The 17,687-nt window shown below is 36.3% G+C and carries 14 protein-coding genes; 7 read left to right on the top strand and 7 right to left on the bottom strand.

Translation table 11 applies throughout. From position 1 onward, the window contains the following. The first annotated feature begins 38 nt into the window (after window positions 1–38). Genes MMF97_RS03660 through MMF97_RS03635 form a run of 6 tightly spaced genes read left to right on the top strand, consistent with a single transcriptional unit; the run spans window position 39 to window position 6,877 of the window. Entirely contained in the window at window positions 39–1,154 is a 1,116-nt protein-coding gene (locus MMF97_RS03660) for a hybrid sensor histidine kinase/response regulator (protein WP_243359285.1), read from the top strand. A 13-nt stretch (window positions 1,155–1,167) separates the two neighbouring features. After that, the gene (locus MMF97_RS03655) at window positions 1,168–4,731 is read left to right on the top strand and encodes a response regulator (protein ID WP_243359283.1); all 3,564 of its coding nucleotides are present in this window, start codon (window positions 1,168–1,170) and stop codon (window positions 4,729–4,731) included. A gap of 17 nt (window positions 4,732–4,748) precedes the next feature. Beyond that, on the top strand, window positions 4,749–5,111 hold the full coding sequence (locus tag MMF97_RS03650; protein ID WP_243359281.1) for a response regulator: 363 nt from the start codon (window positions 4,749–4,751) through the stop codon (window positions 5,109–5,111). Between the two features lies 1 nt (window position 5,112). Continuing rightward, the gene (locus MMF97_RS03645; protein ID WP_243359279.1) at window positions 5,113–5,937 is read left to right on the top strand and encodes a CheR family methyltransferase; all 825 of its coding nucleotides are present in this window, start codon (window positions 5,113–5,115) and stop codon (window positions 5,935–5,937) included. Then, window positions 5,919–6,509 carry a chemotaxis protein CheB gene (locus MMF97_RS03640; protein ID WP_243359274.1) on the top strand — a complete coding sequence of 197 codons (591 nt, stop codon included), beginning with the start codon at window positions 5,919–5,921 and terminating at the stop codon, window positions 6,507–6,509. The genes MMF97_RS03645 and MMF97_RS03640 overlap by 19 nt, the downstream gene beginning before the upstream one ends. Before the next feature lie 2 nt (window positions 6,510–6,511). Then, window positions 6,512–6,877: a response regulator gene (locus MMF97_RS03635; RefSeq protein WP_243359272.1), complete on the top strand. Its 366-nt coding sequence runs from the start codon at window positions 6,512–6,514 to the stop codon at window positions 6,875–6,877. Between the two features lie 112 nt (window positions 6,878–6,989). Here the strand turns inward: MMF97_RS03635 and MMF97_RS03630 are convergent, their stop codons facing one another. Together MMF97_RS03630 and MMF97_RS03625 are read right to left on the bottom strand one after the other, a co-directional pair. After that, a complete protein-coding gene (locus MMF97_RS03630) occupies window positions 6,990–9,425 on the bottom strand; it encodes a TonB-dependent receptor (protein WP_243359270.1) in 2,436 nt (811 codons plus the stop codon). Window positions 9,426–9,677: 252 nt separating this feature from the next. After that, entirely contained in the window at window positions 9,678–11,348 is a 1,671-nt protein-coding gene (locus tag MMF97_RS03625; RefSeq protein ID WP_243359268.1) for a dipeptidyl-peptidase 3 family protein, read from the bottom strand. A gap of 83 nt (window positions 11,349–11,431) precedes the next feature. On the opposite strand from MMF97_RS03625, the gene MMF97_RS03620 reads away from it, so the two are divergent. Beyond that, the gene (locus tag MMF97_RS03620; protein WP_243359266.1) at window positions 11,432–12,286 is read left to right on the top strand and encodes an N-acetylmuramoyl-L-alanine amidase; all 855 of its coding nucleotides are present in this window, start codon (window positions 11,432–11,434) and stop codon (window positions 12,284–12,286) included. 45 nt (window positions 12,287–12,331) lie between these two features. Here MMF97_RS03620 and MMF97_RS03615 read toward each other — a convergent pair whose 3' ends face one another. The 5 genes from MMF97_RS03615 to MMF97_RS03595 form a co-directional block, all read right to left on the bottom strand. Continuing rightward, window positions 12,332–12,580 carry a DUF6952 family protein gene (locus MMF97_RS03615; RefSeq protein WP_243359263.1) on the bottom strand — a complete coding sequence of 83 codons (249 nt, stop codon included), beginning with the start codon at window positions 12,578–12,580 and terminating at the stop codon, window positions 12,332–12,334. 49 nt (window positions 12,581–12,629) lie between these two features. Continuing rightward, window positions 12,630–12,938, bottom strand: coding sequence for a thioredoxin family protein (locus MMF97_RS03610; protein ID WP_243359262.1), 309 nt, complete (start codon window positions 12,936–12,938; stop codon window positions 12,630–12,632). Window positions 12,939–12,954: 16 nt separating this feature from the next. Continuing rightward, window positions 12,955–13,587 carry a peroxiredoxin gene (locus MMF97_RS03605; RefSeq protein ID WP_243359260.1) on the bottom strand — a complete coding sequence of 211 codons (633 nt, stop codon included), beginning with the start codon at window positions 13,585–13,587 and terminating at the stop codon, window positions 12,955–12,957. A 373-nt stretch (window positions 13,588–13,960) separates the two neighbouring features. After that, window positions 13,961–16,330 carry a S9 family peptidase gene (locus MMF97_RS03600; RefSeq protein WP_243359258.1) on the bottom strand — a complete coding sequence of 790 codons (2,370 nt, stop codon included), beginning with the start codon at window positions 16,328–16,330 and terminating at the stop codon, window positions 13,961–13,963. A gap of 93 nt (window positions 16,331–16,423) precedes the next feature. Continuing rightward, complete coding sequence (locus MMF97_RS03595) at window positions 16,424–17,593, bottom strand: hypothetical protein (protein WP_243359255.1); 1,170 nt, start codon at window positions 17,591–17,593, stop codon at window positions 16,424–16,426. Window positions 17,594–17,687 lie beyond the last annotated feature (94 nt).

The raw sequence follows: 17,687 nt of genomic DNA, 5'->3' as shown, positions 1-17,687 counted from the left end.
AATTTATAGGCAGATCCAAATCCTTTAATCCGTAAATAATGATTTTATTAGTAGATGATACCCCAGAGAATCTCATCTCTTTAAAAAAAGTTTTAGAAAGCCACAATTTTGAAGTCGATACAGCTTCATCAGGCAAAGAAGCCTTAAAAAAAGTTTTAAAAAACTCTTATGTTCTTATCATTTTAGACGTACAAATGCCAGAAATGGATGGTTTTGAAGTAGCCGAAGCCATTTCAGGATACAGCAAAGCTAAAGACACCGCTATTATATTTCTTTCTGCAGCCAATACCGATTTTAAATTTATTGAGAAAGGCTATTCATCGGGAGCGCTGGACTACATTACCAAACCGGTATCTATAAACCTTCTTTTATTAAAAATAAAGACATTTTACCGTATTTATGAGCAGAGCCGCAAACTCAATGAAATGCAGAAAACACTTTTGGCAGAAATCGAAACACGGAAAAATGCCGAAAGCAAAAAGGACGAGTTTATGAGCATTGCCAGCCACGAACTTAAAACACCCCTAACCAGTATCAAAGGCTATATGCAATTACTTGAACGGAGCATAGATAAAGGTGATATAGAAATTGTAAAGAAACATTTAAACAAGGCCAAATTGCAAATAGAAAAACTTAATGGCCTCATAGCCGATTTACTCGATGTTTCTAAAATAGACAGCGGCAAACTCAAATTCAATAAACAACTCTTCTCTGTAGATACACTTACAGATAACATTCTGGAAGTTATACAGCAATCTAACCCTACTTTTAAAATAGAAAAAATTGGCAATGCCAATTGTGAAATCTTTGCCGATGAAATGCGGATAGAACAGGTTATTGTGAATTTTCTTACCAATGCCATCAAATACTCACCCAATGCAGATCGTGCGCAGTTAAAAGTAGATGTTATTGATGACAAGCTCTTTGTAAGTGTAAAAGATTTTGGATTGGGTATGCTTCCTGAGCAGCAAAAGCAGGTTTTTGAAAAATTCTACCGAATTGAAGAAACTTCCCATAGATTCCAGGGCTTAGGAATAGGGTTATATATTTCTGCAGAAATCATTAGAAGACACGATGGAGAAATTGGTGTGAGAAGCGAGTATGGCAACGGCTCCGAATTTTATTTTAGCATTCCTATAAACCAACCTCAATAAAAGTTTTATTGTTATGTCATTATCTCTAAAAAATAATTTACGCTTAGGCTTAGGGCTATCCTTACTTTTATTGTTAGTTACTTCTATTGCGTCTTATACCAGCATTGTGGCTTTAACCCGAAGTACCGATATGGTTATAGCGAGCAATGAAAGACTTTCAGATATTAACGATGTATTATCAATCGTAAAAGATGCTGAAACCGGACAAAGAGGATATTTGCTAACCGGTAATCATAATTTCTTGCAGCCCTATATCGGAAGCCGGGAAAAGGCACTCTCAACGCTTGACAAAATTATTGCAGAAACTACTGATGACGTATTCTTACAACGAAAGCTAAAAGAACTCAGATCTACGCTGATTAAGCGTTTTGATATATTAGATAACAGCATCAATTTTAAAAACCAAAAAGCAACCTTATCAAACGAATTATTAATTACAGGCAAAGCCTACATGGACAATGCCCGCGAAATTATTACGGAAATTAAACAGGAAGAAAAGCGTCTGTCTAATCAATATACTACTGATGCCCAAAAATTATCTGAATACACTCCTTTATTAACTATTATTGCTTCAATATCTGCTATTCTGGTTACCATTTTTTTCTACAGACGTGTAATTAAGGGATTTGATACCACAACATCCCTACATAAACGCCTTGAAGAAGTATATACAGAAACCGAGGAGCGCATAAACAGCATTCAGAATCTGGCCGCACAAATCTCTTCAGGCAACTATGAAATCAGAATGAGCGATGAAAAAGAAGATGGCTTAAGCATTCTTTCAAGTTCACTCAATAAAATGGCTCAATCGTTGCAAAACTCATTTACCAAATTAGAAAATAAAGAGTGGATGCAATCTGGCATTGCTAAGTTGAATGAAAAAATGGTAGGTGAACAAAATATAGAAATCCTTACCTCCGAAATTTTAAGAGAAGTTGTTAGCCGTACCAAAAGCATTGTGGGTGCATTTTATCTTGTGGGCGAAGACCATCTTTTACATTTAACCGCGTCTGTATCTCTGAAAAGCAATTTGTTAAAACAAACCCTTTTACCGGGCGAAGGATTGGTTGGAGAAGTTCTTAAATCGGGCCAGATCATACAGATCGATGATATAAAACAAGATGAGCTTACCATTAGTTATGCAACCGGCGAAACGAAGGCTAAAAATATTCTTGCATTTCCTATTTTAAGAGATAAAACTATTATAGGTGTAATAGAAGTAGGTTCGCTTAATGATTACCCAGAGCGTAAAATAGCTTTTGTAAGCGAAGTTTCGCACAGCATTGGTACCGCAATTTATGTGGCTCAAAACCACAAAAAAATGCAAAATCTTTTGGAAGAGACGCAAGCTCAGGCCGAAGAATTACAAGTACAACATGTTGAGTTAGAAAAACTCAATGAAGAATTGGAAATCCAAACCCATCGTTTACAGTCATCTGAAGAAGAATTGCGTGTACAACAGGAAGAACTTTTGCAAAGTAATCAGGAATTAGAAGAAAGAACCGGTCTGTTAGAAGAACGAAATGAACTGATCAGGGAACAAAATGCCCGGATAAAAGAAAAAGCAGCTCAACTGGAGCAAAGTACCCGATACAAATCAGAGTTCTTATCTAATATGAGCCATGAATTGAGAACTCCGTTAAATTCAATTTTACTTCTATCAGGTTTAATGTCTGAAAGTGATGAACTTAACACCGAGTTTAAAGAATATTCATCGGTAATAAATAGTTCAGGGCACGGTCTTTTAAGTCTCATTGACGAGATTTTGGATCTTTCTAAGATTGAGGCCGGAAAAATGACCCTGGAAATTGGAGAGATCTGCATAAACGATATTATAAAAGATCTTAAAGGACTTTTCATGCCTGTTGCCAAAAGCAAAAATCTAGAACTCGCATTTGATATTGATGAAAATGTAGGTCAATTCATCTCAGATCGTATGCGTTTAGAGCAAATCCTGAAAAACCTCTTATCAAATGCACTTAAATTTACTTCCAGCGGCAAAGTTGGTCTCAGCATAAAGCATTTAGATGATCATCATATTACATTTAACGTATATGATACAGGCATTGGGATTCCTAAAGAAAAACAAGCGCTTATATTTGATGCCTTTCAGCAAGCCGATGGTTCTACACGACGTAAATTTGGCGGAACAGGATTAGGACTTTCTATCAGTAAACAACTAGCCAAGCTTTTAGGGGGCGATATTGATCTTCAAAGCGAAGAAAATATGGGTAGTAAGTTTACACTTACTCTTCCCAACATTTATAAAGAAAATGCTGAGCCTTATCCAATATATCCTTTAATTACCGATGAACCCGAATCGAAGCAACAGTCTGTTCGGCTAACTACAGAACGTATTCCTAATGAAATTGAAGACGACAGGGCCTCAATACAGGATAATGACAAAGTAGTGCTCATCATTGAAGATGATACAGATTTTGCCCAAACCCTGTTAAAGTTTACCCGTCAGCGAAAATATAAAGGCATTGTTGCCGTAAGGGGTGATCTGGGTATTGAAATGGCTCAGAAATATGAACCCGTGGCAATTCTTTTAGATATACAGTTACCCGTTAAAGATGGTTGGGAGGTTATGGAGGCTCTTAAATCAAATCCTAAAACAAGGCATATTCCGGTACACATCATGTCTTCTTTAGAGGCTCGAAAAGAGAGCTTGCAAAAAGGCGCTGTAGATTTTATCAATAAACCCTTTGCTCTTGAGCATATGAAAGATATGTTTGAAAAACTGGAGGAAACTTTTAGCAAAAATCCTAAAAAGGTACTTATTGTTGAAGAAAATGAACAACACGCAAAAGCACTTAGCCAATTTTTAAGCCAGGCTAATATCCATACTACTGTTACCAACAGCATACAATCTAGCATTAAAGAGCTACAGAAGAGAGAAATCAATTGCGTAGTTTTAGATATGGGTATCCCTGATAAAACCGCATTTGAAGCTTTAGAATCCATTAAAAAAACTGAGGGTTTAGAGGGTCTCCCTATCATTATTTTCACCGGAAAAAATCTCTCAAAAGGTGAAGAAAACAGGATCCAGCAATATTCAGACTCTTTCGTAGTAAAAACCGCACATTCATATCAGCGTATTTTAGACGAAACAGCCATTTTTTTACATCTTGTAGAAGAAAAAACCGATGATAAAGGAAACCAGAAATCATCATTGAACAAATTACAGGATGTTTTGGCGGGTAAAACCGTTCTGATTGCCGATGATGATATGCGCAACATCTTTTCGCTTACGAGAGCGCTTGAAAGCCATAAAATGAATGTGGTTATTGCTACAGACGGAAATGAAGCCTTAAAAGCACTAAAAGAGCACAAAAACATAGACATTATACTGATGGATATGATGATGCCGGAAGCAGATGGCTATGAAACCACACGAGCCATCAGAAAAGACAACACTTATAAGAATATGCCAATCATTGCTGTAACCGCAAAAGCAATGTTGGGTGATAGGGAAAAATGTATTGAGGCAGGGGCTTCAGATTATATATCTAAACCTGTAGATATCGACCAGCTTACTTCTTTATTAAGAGTTTGGCTGTATGAAAACTCATAATCATCAATCGCATCTCTATGAAAAAAATCTTAATTATTGACGATGATGGCAGAAACATTTTTGCCCTCACAGCTGTTTTAAAAGCTAAAAAGTACACCTGTATTTCTACAACTTCTGCCGTAGAAGGGTTAAAACTGCTCAAAACCGATTCTGATATTGCTCTGGTATTAATGGATATGATGATGCCGGAAATGGATGGTTATGAGGCTATGGCAAAAATGAAAGCAGATGAAATGTTAAAGAACATTCCCGTGATTGCTATAACGGCGCAGGCTATGGCGGGCGACAGGGAAAGATGTTTAAAAGCCGGGGCAATTGGCTATATATCCAAACCGGTTAGCATAGATAAATTAATAGAGCTGTTAAAATTATACCTGTAGTGTGATTATTGCGAATCAAATATCTGATCAGGAAATCGAGACTCTACTGGAAGAGATTCTGGATTATCATGGCTATGATTTTACGGAATATGCCCGGGCTTCCATAAAACGCCGTATCCTGCGGATTTTTTCTTTAGAAAAATTTGAAACCTTTTTACAGCTGAGAAATAGGGTTATTAACGATAGAAAGTTTTTTAAACGCTTTGTAGAAGAGATTACGGTAAACGTAACTGAGATGTTCAGAGATCCTAAATTTTACAAGTGTTTACGAAGTGATATTTTTCCAAAACTAGCTGCCTATCCTTTCATACGAATATGGCTGGCAGGCTGCTCTACAGGTGAAGAAGCTTATTCTATTGCAATTTTACTCAAAGAGCTAAATCTTTTGGAGAAATCTTTAATCTATGCTACAGATCTTAACCCTTTGGTATTGGAAAAAGCTGAAAGTGGTATTTTTTCATTATCACAAATGAAAACCTATTCTAAAAATTACATCGAATCTGGCGGGATAAAAGATTTTTCTTCTTATTATACGGCTACTTACGATTTGGTAAAATTTAACCGCGACCTAAGAAAAAAAATGATCTTTTCTACCCACAACCTTGTATCCGATCGTTCTTTTAATGAATTTCAGCTTATTCTGTGTCGTAATGTATTTATTTACTTTGACCGGGATCTGCAACATAAAGTGTTACAACTTTTTGATGCCAGCCTTGAAAAAAATTGCTTTTTAGCTTTAGGCACAAAGGAAACCATTGATTTTTCTTCTATTGCCCGTAAGTATGAGCGGGTTCAAAATCAAAAGATATGGAGGAAATTACAATGAAAGGAAAATGTACGGCATTAATTATAGGGGGCTCTGCAGGTAGTTTAGATGTACTGCTAAACGTTATACCGAAGCTCAATGTGGATATAAATTTTCCTATTATCATTGTTTTACACCGCAAAAAGGGAACCGATTCATTGTTAACCGAACTTCTGGCATCAAAATCGGGTCTTAGGGTTAAGGAAGTTGATGAAAAGGAAAAACCTTTGCCGAGGACCGTTTATATCGCGCCTTCAGACTATCATCTTTTGTTTGAGAAAGACGGAAGTTTTTCGCTTGACTATTCTGAAAAAGTGAATTATTCAAGGCCCTCTATAGATGTTGTCTTTCAAAGCGCAGCAGAAGTTTTTACCCAAGGATTGGTCTGCCTACTGCTTTCGGGTTCAAATGCCGATGGGGTAAACGGACTGGAGCAGGTGAGAGCATATGGAGGGGAGGTTTGGGCTCAAAATCCCGACTCTGCTACGGTACCCTACATGCCTCAACAGGCCATAAATATGGTTAAAATAGATAAGGTATTAACGATTGAGGAAATGATATACAACATAAACGCTCTGGATAACACCGCATGAACATGGAAGCTAAAAAAGTATTTATTTTTGATGACAACTCTGATATTCTGGAGCTGTGCACATTCATTCTTGAAGATGCCGGGTATGAAGTAAGAACATCCGAATCTTCAAACGATATAGAACAACAGGTTATTGATTTTATGCCAGATCTAATTTTTATGGATAACTGGTTGCCCGATATAGGAGGCATAGAAGCCACCCAAAAACTTAAAAGCAATCCTTTACTTAAAAATATTCCTGTGGTTTATTTCTCGGCCAATAATGATATTAAATCGCTGTCTGAACAGGCTGGTGCTGATAGCTTTTTATCTAAACCTTTTGACATCAACATTCTAGAAGAAGTGGTTCATAGCTACTTAAGAACCTAATTATCTTTTTTAACTGAAAGTAATTTATTTAGTAACTATATTTAAAGAAGGTGTATAAATCAATCTTTCATTAGAACTGACCAATTTATACACCCTCTCGCTTTAAAGGTTTTTAATTTTTCATTCTACCCTGTTCATCTTCTGTACCTGTTGTGCGTCTGCGTGCAGGTTTAATTTCATTTTTACCAAATCTGTAGTTAAAGCTCAATCTTACCACACGGCTTTCATTTTTCTGGTAAAGGTCATAGCTTAAGCCTGGATATGCGCTTTTCAGGTTGCTTTCTGAAATATTGAACAAATCTGATACCGCTAATCTTAAACTGGCTTTCTTCTGCATCAGGCTTTTGCTAAAACCTATATCAAAAGAATATCTTGATTTTAAGCTCAACGTTCCATAATCAACCGGCGATTCGTAATTGGCCATTGTTTCTGCGGTAAGGCCATCTACAATGATGAAATTGTTTTGCATACGGTACTGCATTGCTGTTTTTCTATTCTCTAAATTCTTTCCTCCCAAGTTTGGCGATTCAAAGATGATGTGAAAAGTATTTAAAGTATTGTTCATGTTCCACCATTTAGCAATTTTTACCGGAACATAGAGGTTAACTCCGTACACAATGTTTTTTGCCAGATTGGCATTGGTCTGGTAAAGGGCTTTTTTCTCTTCATCAGGTAATAAAACTTGTGTAATTGCATCATTTACTCTGCTGTAATGAGCCGTTAAAAGGTATTTCTGTTTGAAAGTATAATTAAGCTCTATATTATGTGTGTACTGCGGATTTAAAAAGGGGTTTCCTTTATTGTAAGCATATTCATCCAGATAGTAAACAAAAGGATTCAGGTCATCATAACTCGGACGATCTACACGTCTTCCGTAAGAAAGCCCTAACTGATTATCTTTATTGATGGTTTTCTGCAAATACACTGTAGGGAAAAAGTCCCAGTAACTTCTTTCTACCACATTATTAGTCGTGATAAGATTACCTTTAGAGTTGGTTTGCTCCATACGTAATCCGGCCTGTATGCTAAAACCTTTAAATTCTTTATTAATGCTTGCATAAACGGCATTCACATTTTCGTCATAAACAAAACGATTACTTCTTCTCACATCGTTCTGCCAGTTATCATTTTTTAACTCTTCAGCAATTAGGTTATTATCGGTTTTTACCCAACTGCTTTTTACACCCGCTTCAAGTTTTGCACTTTTACCTAAAGGCAACGCATAATCAACTTTAAAAGCTTTAATCTTAATATCAGAAGGCGTAGTATTCCTAATATAATTTATTGGTCTGATAAAACTTTGATCCGCATATAAGTATCTATTGGTGTAATAAGTAGAGTTATCTCCTGTATAGTTCGAATAATCAAGGTCAACAGAAATTTCCTGCCCTATCGTGTCTAATACCGATTTATAATTTACATTATAAGCAAAGTTATTGTATTTACGTTTTTCCTTGCTATCTGATATAAGCAATGAATCTATCTGCCCAAAATATTTGCCCATATTGGTATTGGCATCTCCATTCTCTTTACCGCTATTTAGGTATCCTGTCGCTAAAAATCCAATGATATTGTTTTTATCGATGTAATAATCTACACCCGCTTTAAAATTATTGCTATTATTCGTCCTTACCGTTGTACTGTTTTGCGAGAAATATACATTTGGTGTTCCGTTTGCAATACGGTCTATAGATAAAAAGTTCTCTCTCTTTACATTTCCATAGTTATAGTTGCCAAAAACATTGATATGCTTGTTCCTATAATTAAGGTTCAAGCCAGTATTCATCCTAAAGTTTTTGCCGTACCCCGCCCCAACGTTAAAACTACCATTAGCACCAGCATTTTTATTACGCTTGGTTTTAATATTGATTATCCCTGCATTGCCTGCGGCATCGTATTTTGAAGAAGGGTTGGTAATCAACTCTATAGACTCAACCTCTGAGCTTTGCATATTTTTTAGCAAGTTAGCCACATCAGCATTGCTCATGTAAGTAGATTTACCATCAAGCATAATTAATACGCCTTGTTTACCTTGCATCGTAATATTTTCATTTTGATCTACGGTTACTCCAGGAGCTTTTTGCAATACCTCAAAAGCGGTAGATCCTACAGCTGTACTACTATTTTCAACGTTCATGACCAATTTATCGGCTTTGCGCTCTAAAAGAGGTTTTACCGCGGTAACATTTACAGTTTTCAGCGTATTGCCAACCTGTTTTAATGCTATTGCGTTCATATTCAGTACCGGCAAATTATCGGCTACAGTAAACGATTTCCCTAAATAAGGCTGATATCCCATCATATTTACTTTTATGTAATAAGAACCAGCATTTATAGCTAAGAGCTGAAATTTACCGTCAGGAGTAGTAAATGCGGTTTTTACCAGCGAAGAGTCTGCTGCTTTAAACAAACCTACCGTAGCATATTCCAAGGGTTTCTGTTGTTCATCTGTAAGATGCCCGTTTATGGTTGTCTTCTTGTCATTTACCTGGGCTTTTGCCGCATTGAGACAAAAAATAGAAAGTAAGGCTAAGTAAAATATTCTCATGGTTTCATTTTTTATAAAATTTAAGGCAATAAAATTCCAGCACCCTAAAAGGCGTATTTTTTTCATTCCCTTAAATTTTAGTTTAGCAATTAAAGAGGTTTACTCTTATCATTTGTTTGTTGTCTTATAGACGAAAGCTTAAAGCAAAAGGTTACAAGATTTTTTTATTTTTTCTGTATTGGCATCCAAAAGCCATTAAAAAAGCCCCTTAAATTTTGCTTTAAGGGGCTTTTTATTTATTTAATTTTATCTTTATTTCATTCCCAAAACATCTACACCTTGCTCAAAAACCACATCAACAGGTATTCCTTTTTTACTTAAGCGATCTAAATCTGCCTGAAGTTCAGGTTTGATAATACCTTTTTCTTTCTGGGCTTTTTCTACTGCAGCTTTATCTCCGTTACCCTGTAAAGTAAGTATAACATTACCCAGATCATTCATTGCTTTTTCAAATTTCTCGAAATTCACGCGATATGTTCCCTTTGCAGTTCTTTCAAAAGCGCCTTTTTCCTGAAAAAAGTTAAAGCATTGCATATTGGCTTTTCCATGTGCACTTGATGCGCCAAAACGCACAGATCTTAATATTCCCGCCATATAGGTAGTATAATATTCTTTGATATCACCTTTTAGCTCCCCTTTTTTAAGTAAGCCTGTAACCATATATAGCCCTAAAACATCTGCTTTTCCCTCTTCTAACCATGAATATTGTTCTTGCAATGCCGATCTTACCGTTCCTTTTCCTGTTACGGTATTTTTAATTCCCAAACCATGTGCAACCTCATGAAACATCACATTGGCAAAAAAAGAATCAAACTTGATGTATTGCTGCTGTTCAGGATCTATCAGCTCTTTAGCTATAGGCACCAAGATTTTATCAAATTTAGCCTTCATCGCATTTTTTAACTGCGAACGGCGTGTGCCTTTTTCCTGCTGTATTTTTTCGTCATTAGGCAGGTTTACTGCAATTGTTTTTGATCCTGCATTACAATCGCCAGCATAGTACACTACGTCATAAGCATTTAGCTCTGAATCTGTTCCCGGCACTTCTTTTTTATATTTTGCATCTACCGGAAGTCCTTTTTGCAACTCTGGCAGCATCGCTACGTATTTTGATAATTTTTTACTCCACTCCTTATCTTTAACCAAAACATAGCTTTCAAAGGATGCCCGGGCATTAAATAGCTTGTCTTCATAGTTTTCAATGGGACCAATGATAATATCAAGACCATTTGTTTTCATATCCAACCAAGCGTAATCACTCGCTGTATAATCGTCGTTAACCAAAGCATCTGCTCGTAGATTCAGGTATTTTTTAAAGCCTGCATCCTCAGTCAATAATGCCGCTTGTTTTAGCAAACTACTTGCTTTTTGCAATTCTGTAGCGTAAAAAGTATGGTAAGGAATAGAAACCAATTTTCCGTTTTCACGTCTGATCACAGAATAAAGACCGGCTTTATCTTTTACATCAGATTTTTCCAACTCTTCTTTGGTCATATTCAAAGGGTAAAAAGTACCGCCCAAAGGTTTTTCACCAATACCCGATACAAAAGGTTTATCTCCGTTCAACCTGTCCCAAGGGCCATAATTGATTACCAAAAATTCTCGGGTTTTTTCGTCCTTAATAGTAGCAAGCAAGCTATCTTTCTGCGGATATGCCTGTTGCCAGAACAGATTATCCATAATTTCTGCTGCCTGAATTAGTAAAGGCAATACTTTGCGCTCATTAGCGGTAAGCAGATTCAGATCTGTGGTAAGCTTTACCTTTTCGTAAATAGGTAAACGATTGGCCACATACTCCTGTAATGAATCCAGGTTATGCTTGTCTTTTGCCTGTTCTGCATTGTTATTTGAAGACGTGCAAGCCGCAACAGATCCTGCCACTACTGCTCCTAACATTATTTTTGCAATAAATTTAATACTCATTTAGTAGCTGATTTTTTATTTTTAATGCACTAAATTAGTAAAAAATATAGTTCAAGTAATTTTACGTTATCAATTAACTTTTCATGTTCACCAAAAACACCTTTTTTAACTTGTTAAAGAGAAATCTCGTAGCAGTTAGCGGATTGTCTTTAGTTTTATTTATAGGCTCTTGCAGCACTAGCAAATATGCCGCTACAGACAAAGTTTACAAACAGAATGCAAAAAATTTCAGTAAGATCATTAAAGCCACTCCTCCTGAAAATCAGCATATCGATTCTTTAAATACCAGCCAATATTTTGTTGGAACAACCAATATGGGGATCAGAAAACCTAATTTTGTGATCATTCACCATACCGCTCAAGATTCATTGGCCCAAACTATCCGTACGTTTACACTTACCCGTACAGGAACAAGCGCACACTATGTGGTTAGCCGTGATGGTTCTGCAGTACAAATGGTTAACGATTACCTGAGAGCTCAGCATGCTGGAGCTGGTAAATGGGGAAATGTTACAGACATGAACTCTTGTTCTATAGGTATAGAAATGGATAATAATGGTACTACTGATGTTTGGACAGATGCACAAATCAATAGTTTGTGTGCTTTACTTGCTGGTTTAAAGAAAAAATACAGCATACCTACGGCCAACTTTATAGGTCATGCCGATTTTGCCCCGGGCCGAAAAAATGACCCTAAAAACTTTCCTTGGAAAAAACTTGCTGAAAAAGGGTATGGCTTATGGTTTGATGATGTATTAGAAACCCCTCCTGCCGATTTTGACACCACAAATGCGCTTAGAATTATAGGTTATGATGTAAGAAAGCTGAACTATGCCATAGAAGCCTTTAAAATTCACTTTATTCAAACAGATATTACTCAAACGCTAACCGATTATGATAAAAGCGTTTTATACAATCTCTACAAAAAATACATGTAATAAAAAAGGGAGCAAATGCTCCCTTTTTTATTGATCTTCTAAATTCTATCTGTCTATAGAACCTAAAACTTTTTGCGAAAACGCATTTAATGCTTCTCTTTCTGCAACACCATTTTTAACCTGTCCATGTACCTCTAGTGCTCCACAAATATTTGTGATCAGCTCTCCGGCTACATCAACTTCCGAATCATGTACACCTCTAAACTCACAAAAAGCTTCTAGAACCTCCAATGTAGCTTCTAATTTTTCTGGCGCAACATTCTCGAACAATTGTCTAATGATTGGAACTTTCATTTTTGTTTATTTTTAGGGTGCAGATCTTATGAGAAGCACCCTGGTTTTCTTATTTTATTTTATCAAAAAGCTGGGTTAAAACCTCTGCTTTATTGGTCTGCACCTGCTCTACCAAAGAACCATTTTCAAATGCAGCAAAAGTAGGCAGATTATCAACCTTTGCCAGTTTTCTTGATTCCGGAAATTTCTCAGCATCAACAATCAAGAAAGCAACGTCTTCATTTTCTGAAGCCAGTTTTTTAAACTTAGGTTTCATAATTCTGCAATTACCACACCATGTTGCGGCATATTGAACCATGACTTTCTGATTTTCAGCAACGTATTGCTGCAGGTTATCAGCTGTTAATTCTAAAAACATAAAACTCCTTAATTTATTAGTTAGCACTTAAGTAAGCAGCAACACCAGCTCTATCGGCATTCATCGCTGTTTTACCTTCTTCCCAGTTTGCAGGACAAACTTCACCATGAGTCTGAACGTGTGCATAAGCATCAATTAAACGTAAGTACTCTTTTACATTTCTGCCTACAGGCATATCGTTTACGCTTTCGTGGAAAACTTTTCCTGTCTCATCAATCAGGTATGTTGCACGGTAAGAAACGTTTGAACCATGGTAAGTTTCATTTCCTTCTTCATCGTACTCAACTTCCTGATCTAAAATACCTAAAATGTTAGATAATTGTCTGTGTGTATCAGCTAAAAGAGGATAAGTAACGCCTTCTATACCACCATTATCTTTTGGTGTATTTAACCAGGCAAAGTGTACTTCGTTGCTATCGCAAGATGCACCGATAACAATTGTATTTCTTGATTTAAATTCAGGTAATGCTGCTTGAAAAGCGTGTAATTCTGTAGGACATACAAAAGTAAAGTCTTTTGGATACCAGAATAACAATACTTTACTGTTATTTTTTACTGCTTCTTCAAAGATATTGATCTTTAAATTGTCACCCATTTCAGACATTGCATCAACAGCGATACTTGGAAATTTTTTACCTACTAAACTCATATTATTATAATGTTTAAAATTTTCGATACACAAAGGTACGCTTAATAAGCATGCCTAACAAGCTGATTGTAATCACTATTTACTATACTTCTATAGAGAAAACCTATATGTTGAGAAAAACAAATTAGTTTATGTTTATAATACTATTCGGGCTTAAATATGAAGGAAATCGCTATTTCAAGCTCCTTTTTAACGTACTGTAAACTACGAAAGTTAACAAAAGGGTATATAAAGAAGACAAGAATTGGAGAAAGGAGTATAGCAGAAAAGCAAAAAGAAAGCGTCTAAACTTCTATCGTCATTTTATATTCTAAAACCCTGAAACAGGATTAGCATGACGATTAGTTAGACGCCCTCTATGAGTGTTATTATTTTATTTTTTCAATGTGGTTTCAAATAGTTTGAAAATACGTTTATATTCATCTGTCCAGCTACTTGGTTCCACAAAACCGTGGTCTTCTACCGGATATACGGCCAGTTCCCAATTATCTTTACCCAACTCTATTAATCTTTGCGACAAACGTACAATGTCCTGGAAATGTACGTTTACATCAACCATACCGTGTAACATCAATAAATCTCCCTTTAGTTTATCTGCAAAGTAGATTGGAGAACTTAATTTATAAGCATTAGGGTCATTGTAAGGTTCATTCAGAATATTTGCGGTATAACCATGATTATAATGTGCCCAATCTGTTACCGATCTCAATGCTGCTCCGGCTCTGAATACATCGTTTTGATTAAATAAAGCCATTAAAGTAATGAAACCGCCATATGATCCGCCATAAATACCAACATTTTTAGGATTAACCCCATATTTATCAATCAATAGTTTAACGCCATCTGCCTGATCGGTAAGGTCTTTCCCTCCCATATGTCTGTATATACCTGTACGGTGGTCTCTTCCATATCCTGAACTTGCCGTATAGTCAATGTCGATTACGGTATAACCATTATCGGCTAACAGGTTATTAAACATATATTCTCTAAAGTATTGGCTCCACCAGTAGTGAACATTTTGAAGATAACCCGCACCATGTACAAAAACCACTGCAGGTTTATTTGGATGAGGATTTGAAGCTGGATAAACTCTTGCGTAAACATCTGCGCCATAACGGTTTTTGAACACCTCCATAACCGGTTCTCGCCATTTATAACTGTCAAACTCTGTTGAGGTTGATTTAGTAACCTGTACTGCCTTAGCGCCTGGTTTATTGGCTTGTATATACAGTTCCCATGGTTTATTCATGTAAGAATAATTGATAGCCAACCATTTTTCATCAGGTGAAAGCGTAATCTCATTGCCACCTTTCATGGAAGTAATCTGAACCAAATCTCCGCCGTTTACGCTCATTTTATAAAAATGAGTTATGCCCGGATGCTCTCTATTGGCCGAAATATAGAATGTGCTTTTATCTTTTGACAATTGCACGCGTTGTACCTCCCATTTACCAGAGGTCAATTGTTTTTTATCGCCAGTAGCAATATTGTAAACATATAAATGCGAGTAACCAGTAGCTTCGCTCTGGAAATAAAAGCGGTTGTTATCGATCCATTGTACGTCACGCCCTACACCCGGACCACCAATCCAGGCTTCATCACGCTGTCGGTCGATTAAACTTACATTACCAGTTGCCGGATCCAGTTTTAATATCCAGAAATCTTTATTATCCTGAGATCTTGCTGTAATTACGGCAAAAGTTCCTGTTTCATTCCAGTTAGCAACACCTAAATTAACTTTTCGGTCTTCGTTCTTTTTGGTACGCTCTTCTAATTCTTTAGGATAATCTTTCACATAATCAGGCAAGTCTTTAATACCTGGTATTTGCGAGGTGTTTATTGCATACAGCGTATCTCTAATTACGTCATACAAAAATGTTTTGTAGGTAGAAAGGGTTTCACCCACTTTGGTACGTCCGTTAATATCTTCGGTATAACCCGAAGCGGTTACATAGTTAGGAACAATTGTATTTTTATTGTTGGTTGCCGGGATTATAAGACGGTAACTTACATAATGAGCATCAGGGCTTGCTACTACGCCCGACAAGAAACTATCTTCGAGGTAAACTGGTTTAATAGTCCGTTGTTCTCCGCTGTTAAATGCGCCTCCTCTGCCGCCAAATCTTGGCCTGTTGGCTCCCGATGCATTCCGGCTTTTCAACACATCAAATAAAGACATTTGTTCATTGCGTAACCAGGTATCTTGTTGTGATGGAACCACTCTTGACATTGGCTGATTGTTAGGTTTACCCTTAACAAAGTTGGTTAGTTGCTTTAATTCGCCTGTAGCTAAATTTTGCAGGAACAGGTTATCTCCGCGTTGGTAAACCACATCGTTATTAAATAGAAACCGGGCTCCGTTTTCGCGGTCTAGTGTATTGGTTAAACGGATTTCTTTATTGCTTTTAAAGTTAAAAAGATAGATATCTCCTCCCTTTTCCAATAAACCTAAAGAACGATCTTTATTATAAACATAGTTTATAGGAGCAGCTTTGTCTGCTTCTTTATCTTCGGCTTTATCTATCTTATTATTTGAGATACTGACTTTATAAGGTTGTATTTTATCTTTGTTCTCTGGGTTCCAGTTAAAATAAACCGTTTTACTGTCGGCAGACCATGTATAATTTTCAGGAGAAGTTCCCATCCATTTGGGATCCCGCATAATTTTGCTTACGGTTAATGGTGCAAGTTGTGCATGTACCGCAGAGCCAAACAATAAAAAGAGAGATAAATATTTTTTCATCGTGTTTAGGATTATTTTATGCAAGTTATTTAAAAATTGCATTCTGCCAACCTAAACACATTTAAGATTTTACAAATGTTACATTTAAAGATTTTAGCGCTGAATATTGCCCTCTTTATCGGTATTTACCAGAAACGGAGAAGTATAATCTTGCAATAATACCGCTAATTCCTGTCGGGTAACTATTTTATTCAAATCAAAATCTGTTTTAAAGGCATATGTGGTTTTCCACTTCTTTTGTACTTCTTTTTCTGTTGTTTCTTTTGATTTATTTCCCGTATAACAAACCAGATCAAGCGCATCATTTAAAGAAAGAGAAGGTTTTGTATGATCATCAAACCAGATCTGAGCTTTGTAAAAATGATCTTTTAACGGCTGCTTTATCTCCTCTGTTGTAATTTCTTTTTCAGGCATAAAATAAAGCTGATCATTTTGAACCTGTCCTTTAATTATACCCATTACACCTGTTTTTTGTATGGCCGCCCAATTGGGATTACTGGTCTGAATATCTGCAAAGGGAATAAGATTCAATTTAAATTTAATGAGCTCACCCTGTATTTTCTTTACATCTACCAGCGACAATTTTACATTAAAAAAGGCACTATAGGCCGCTATAGCTCCAGCAGCTTGTCCGCTTAACATACTGTTATCTGTAAGCCATAAAAAACTTTCCTGCTGAGGAATTAAAAAGCGATATAGCGAGGCCTGCGTTATATTGCTGTTATTCATTGTTTTGCCCCCAGCCACGCTTGTTCTGTAAATATTATTTAAATAATCTACCTGTTGCCAAATTTGAGATTCTGCTGCATTAATCTTTAATGTATTATTAAGTTTTATATCGGCTGTATTAATTAGAATTTTGGCCTTAATGCTTTGTCCATTAGACAATGTAAGGCTCCAGCCATTACCAGATTTACCTGCTTTTATCCAACTTACATTTTTGATTACCGTTAATTTTTTCAGGCTGTCTGTCATTTGAGTCAATGCAGCGTTAGCCTCTTGTTTATTAAAGTTCTCTTTAGTAGCCAGTTTATTTACAAAATTAAGCTGTATCCCCGAGTTAATATCTTTAACAACAGGTTCAATATCAAAGCCTCCGGCCTGCAAAAGCAAGATAACTTTTACATCAGACTGAACAGCTTGTATTGCCGCCGATACAGCGGCGTTGTTGTTACCAATTACCAGAACATCTGTTTTTTGGGTCTGGGCAAACACTTTAAAAGTGAAAAACAAAATCAACGTAAAAACGAACAGTTTTTTCATTTTATCTTTATTTTGGTTGCAAGATGCAGCATTTAAATGTATTTTTAATAAAAATTAACCGGGTTTAACTATATTTAACTAAGGCCCACATCAA

The organism is Pedobacter montanisoli (genome assembly GCF_022809115.1).
In the GTDB taxonomy this organism is placed as follows: domain Bacteria; phylum Bacteroidota; class Bacteroidia; order Sphingobacteriales; family Sphingobacteriaceae; genus Pedobacter; species Pedobacter montanisoli.
Note: the sequence above shows the minus strand (reverse complement) of the source record. Positions and strands in the feature narration are given on the sequence as shown.

Excerpts from the sequence above, each read along its gene's own strand:
- MMF97_RS03660 (WP_243359285.1), top strand. The coding sequence starts at position 39 with ATGATTTTATTAGTAGATGATACCCCAGAGAATCTCATCTCTTTAAAA.
- MMF97_RS03655 (WP_243359283.1), top strand. The coding sequence starts at position 1,168 with ATGTCATTATCTCTAAAAAATAATTTACGCTTAGGCTTAGGGCTATCC.
- MMF97_RS03650 (WP_243359281.1), top strand. The coding sequence starts at position 4,749 with ATGAAAAAAATCTTAATTATTGACGATGATGGCAGAAACATTTTTGCC.
- MMF97_RS03640 (WP_243359274.1), top strand. The coding sequence starts at position 5,919 with ATGGAGGAAATTACAATGAAAGGAAAATGTACGGCATTAATTATAGGG.
- MMF97_RS03635 (WP_243359272.1), top strand. The coding sequence starts at position 6,512 with ATGGAAGCTAAAAAAGTATTTATTTTTGATGACAACTCTGATATTCTG.
- MMF97_RS03630 (WP_243359270.1), bottom strand. The coding sequence starts at position 9,425 with ATGAGAATATTTTACTTAGCCTTACTTTCTATTTTTTGTCTCAATGCG.
- MMF97_RS03625 (WP_243359268.1), bottom strand. The coding sequence starts at position 11,348 with ATGAGTATTAAATTTATTGCAAAAATAATGTTAGGAGCAGTAGTGGCA.
- MMF97_RS03620 (WP_243359266.1), top strand. The coding sequence starts at position 11,432 with ATGTTCACCAAAAACACCTTTTTTAACTTGTTAAAGAGAAATCTCGTA.
- MMF97_RS03615 (WP_243359263.1), bottom strand. The coding sequence starts at position 12,580 with ATGAAAGTTCCAATCATTAGACAATTGTTCGAGAATGTTGCGCCAGAA.
- MMF97_RS03610 (WP_243359262.1), bottom strand. The coding sequence starts at position 12,938 with ATGTTTTTAGAATTAACAGCTGATAACCTGCAGCAATACGTTGCTGAA.
- MMF97_RS03605 (WP_243359260.1), bottom strand. The coding sequence starts at position 13,587 with ATGAGTTTAGTAGGTAAAAAATTTCCAAGTATCGCTGTTGATGCAATG.
- MMF97_RS03600 (WP_243359258.1), bottom strand. The coding sequence starts at position 16,330 with ATGAAAAAATATTTATCTCTCTTTTTATTGTTTGGCTCTGCGGTACAT.
- MMF97_RS03595 (WP_243359255.1), bottom strand. The coding sequence starts at position 17,593 with ATGAAAAAACTGTTCGTTTTTACGTTGATTTTGTTTTTCACTTTTAAA.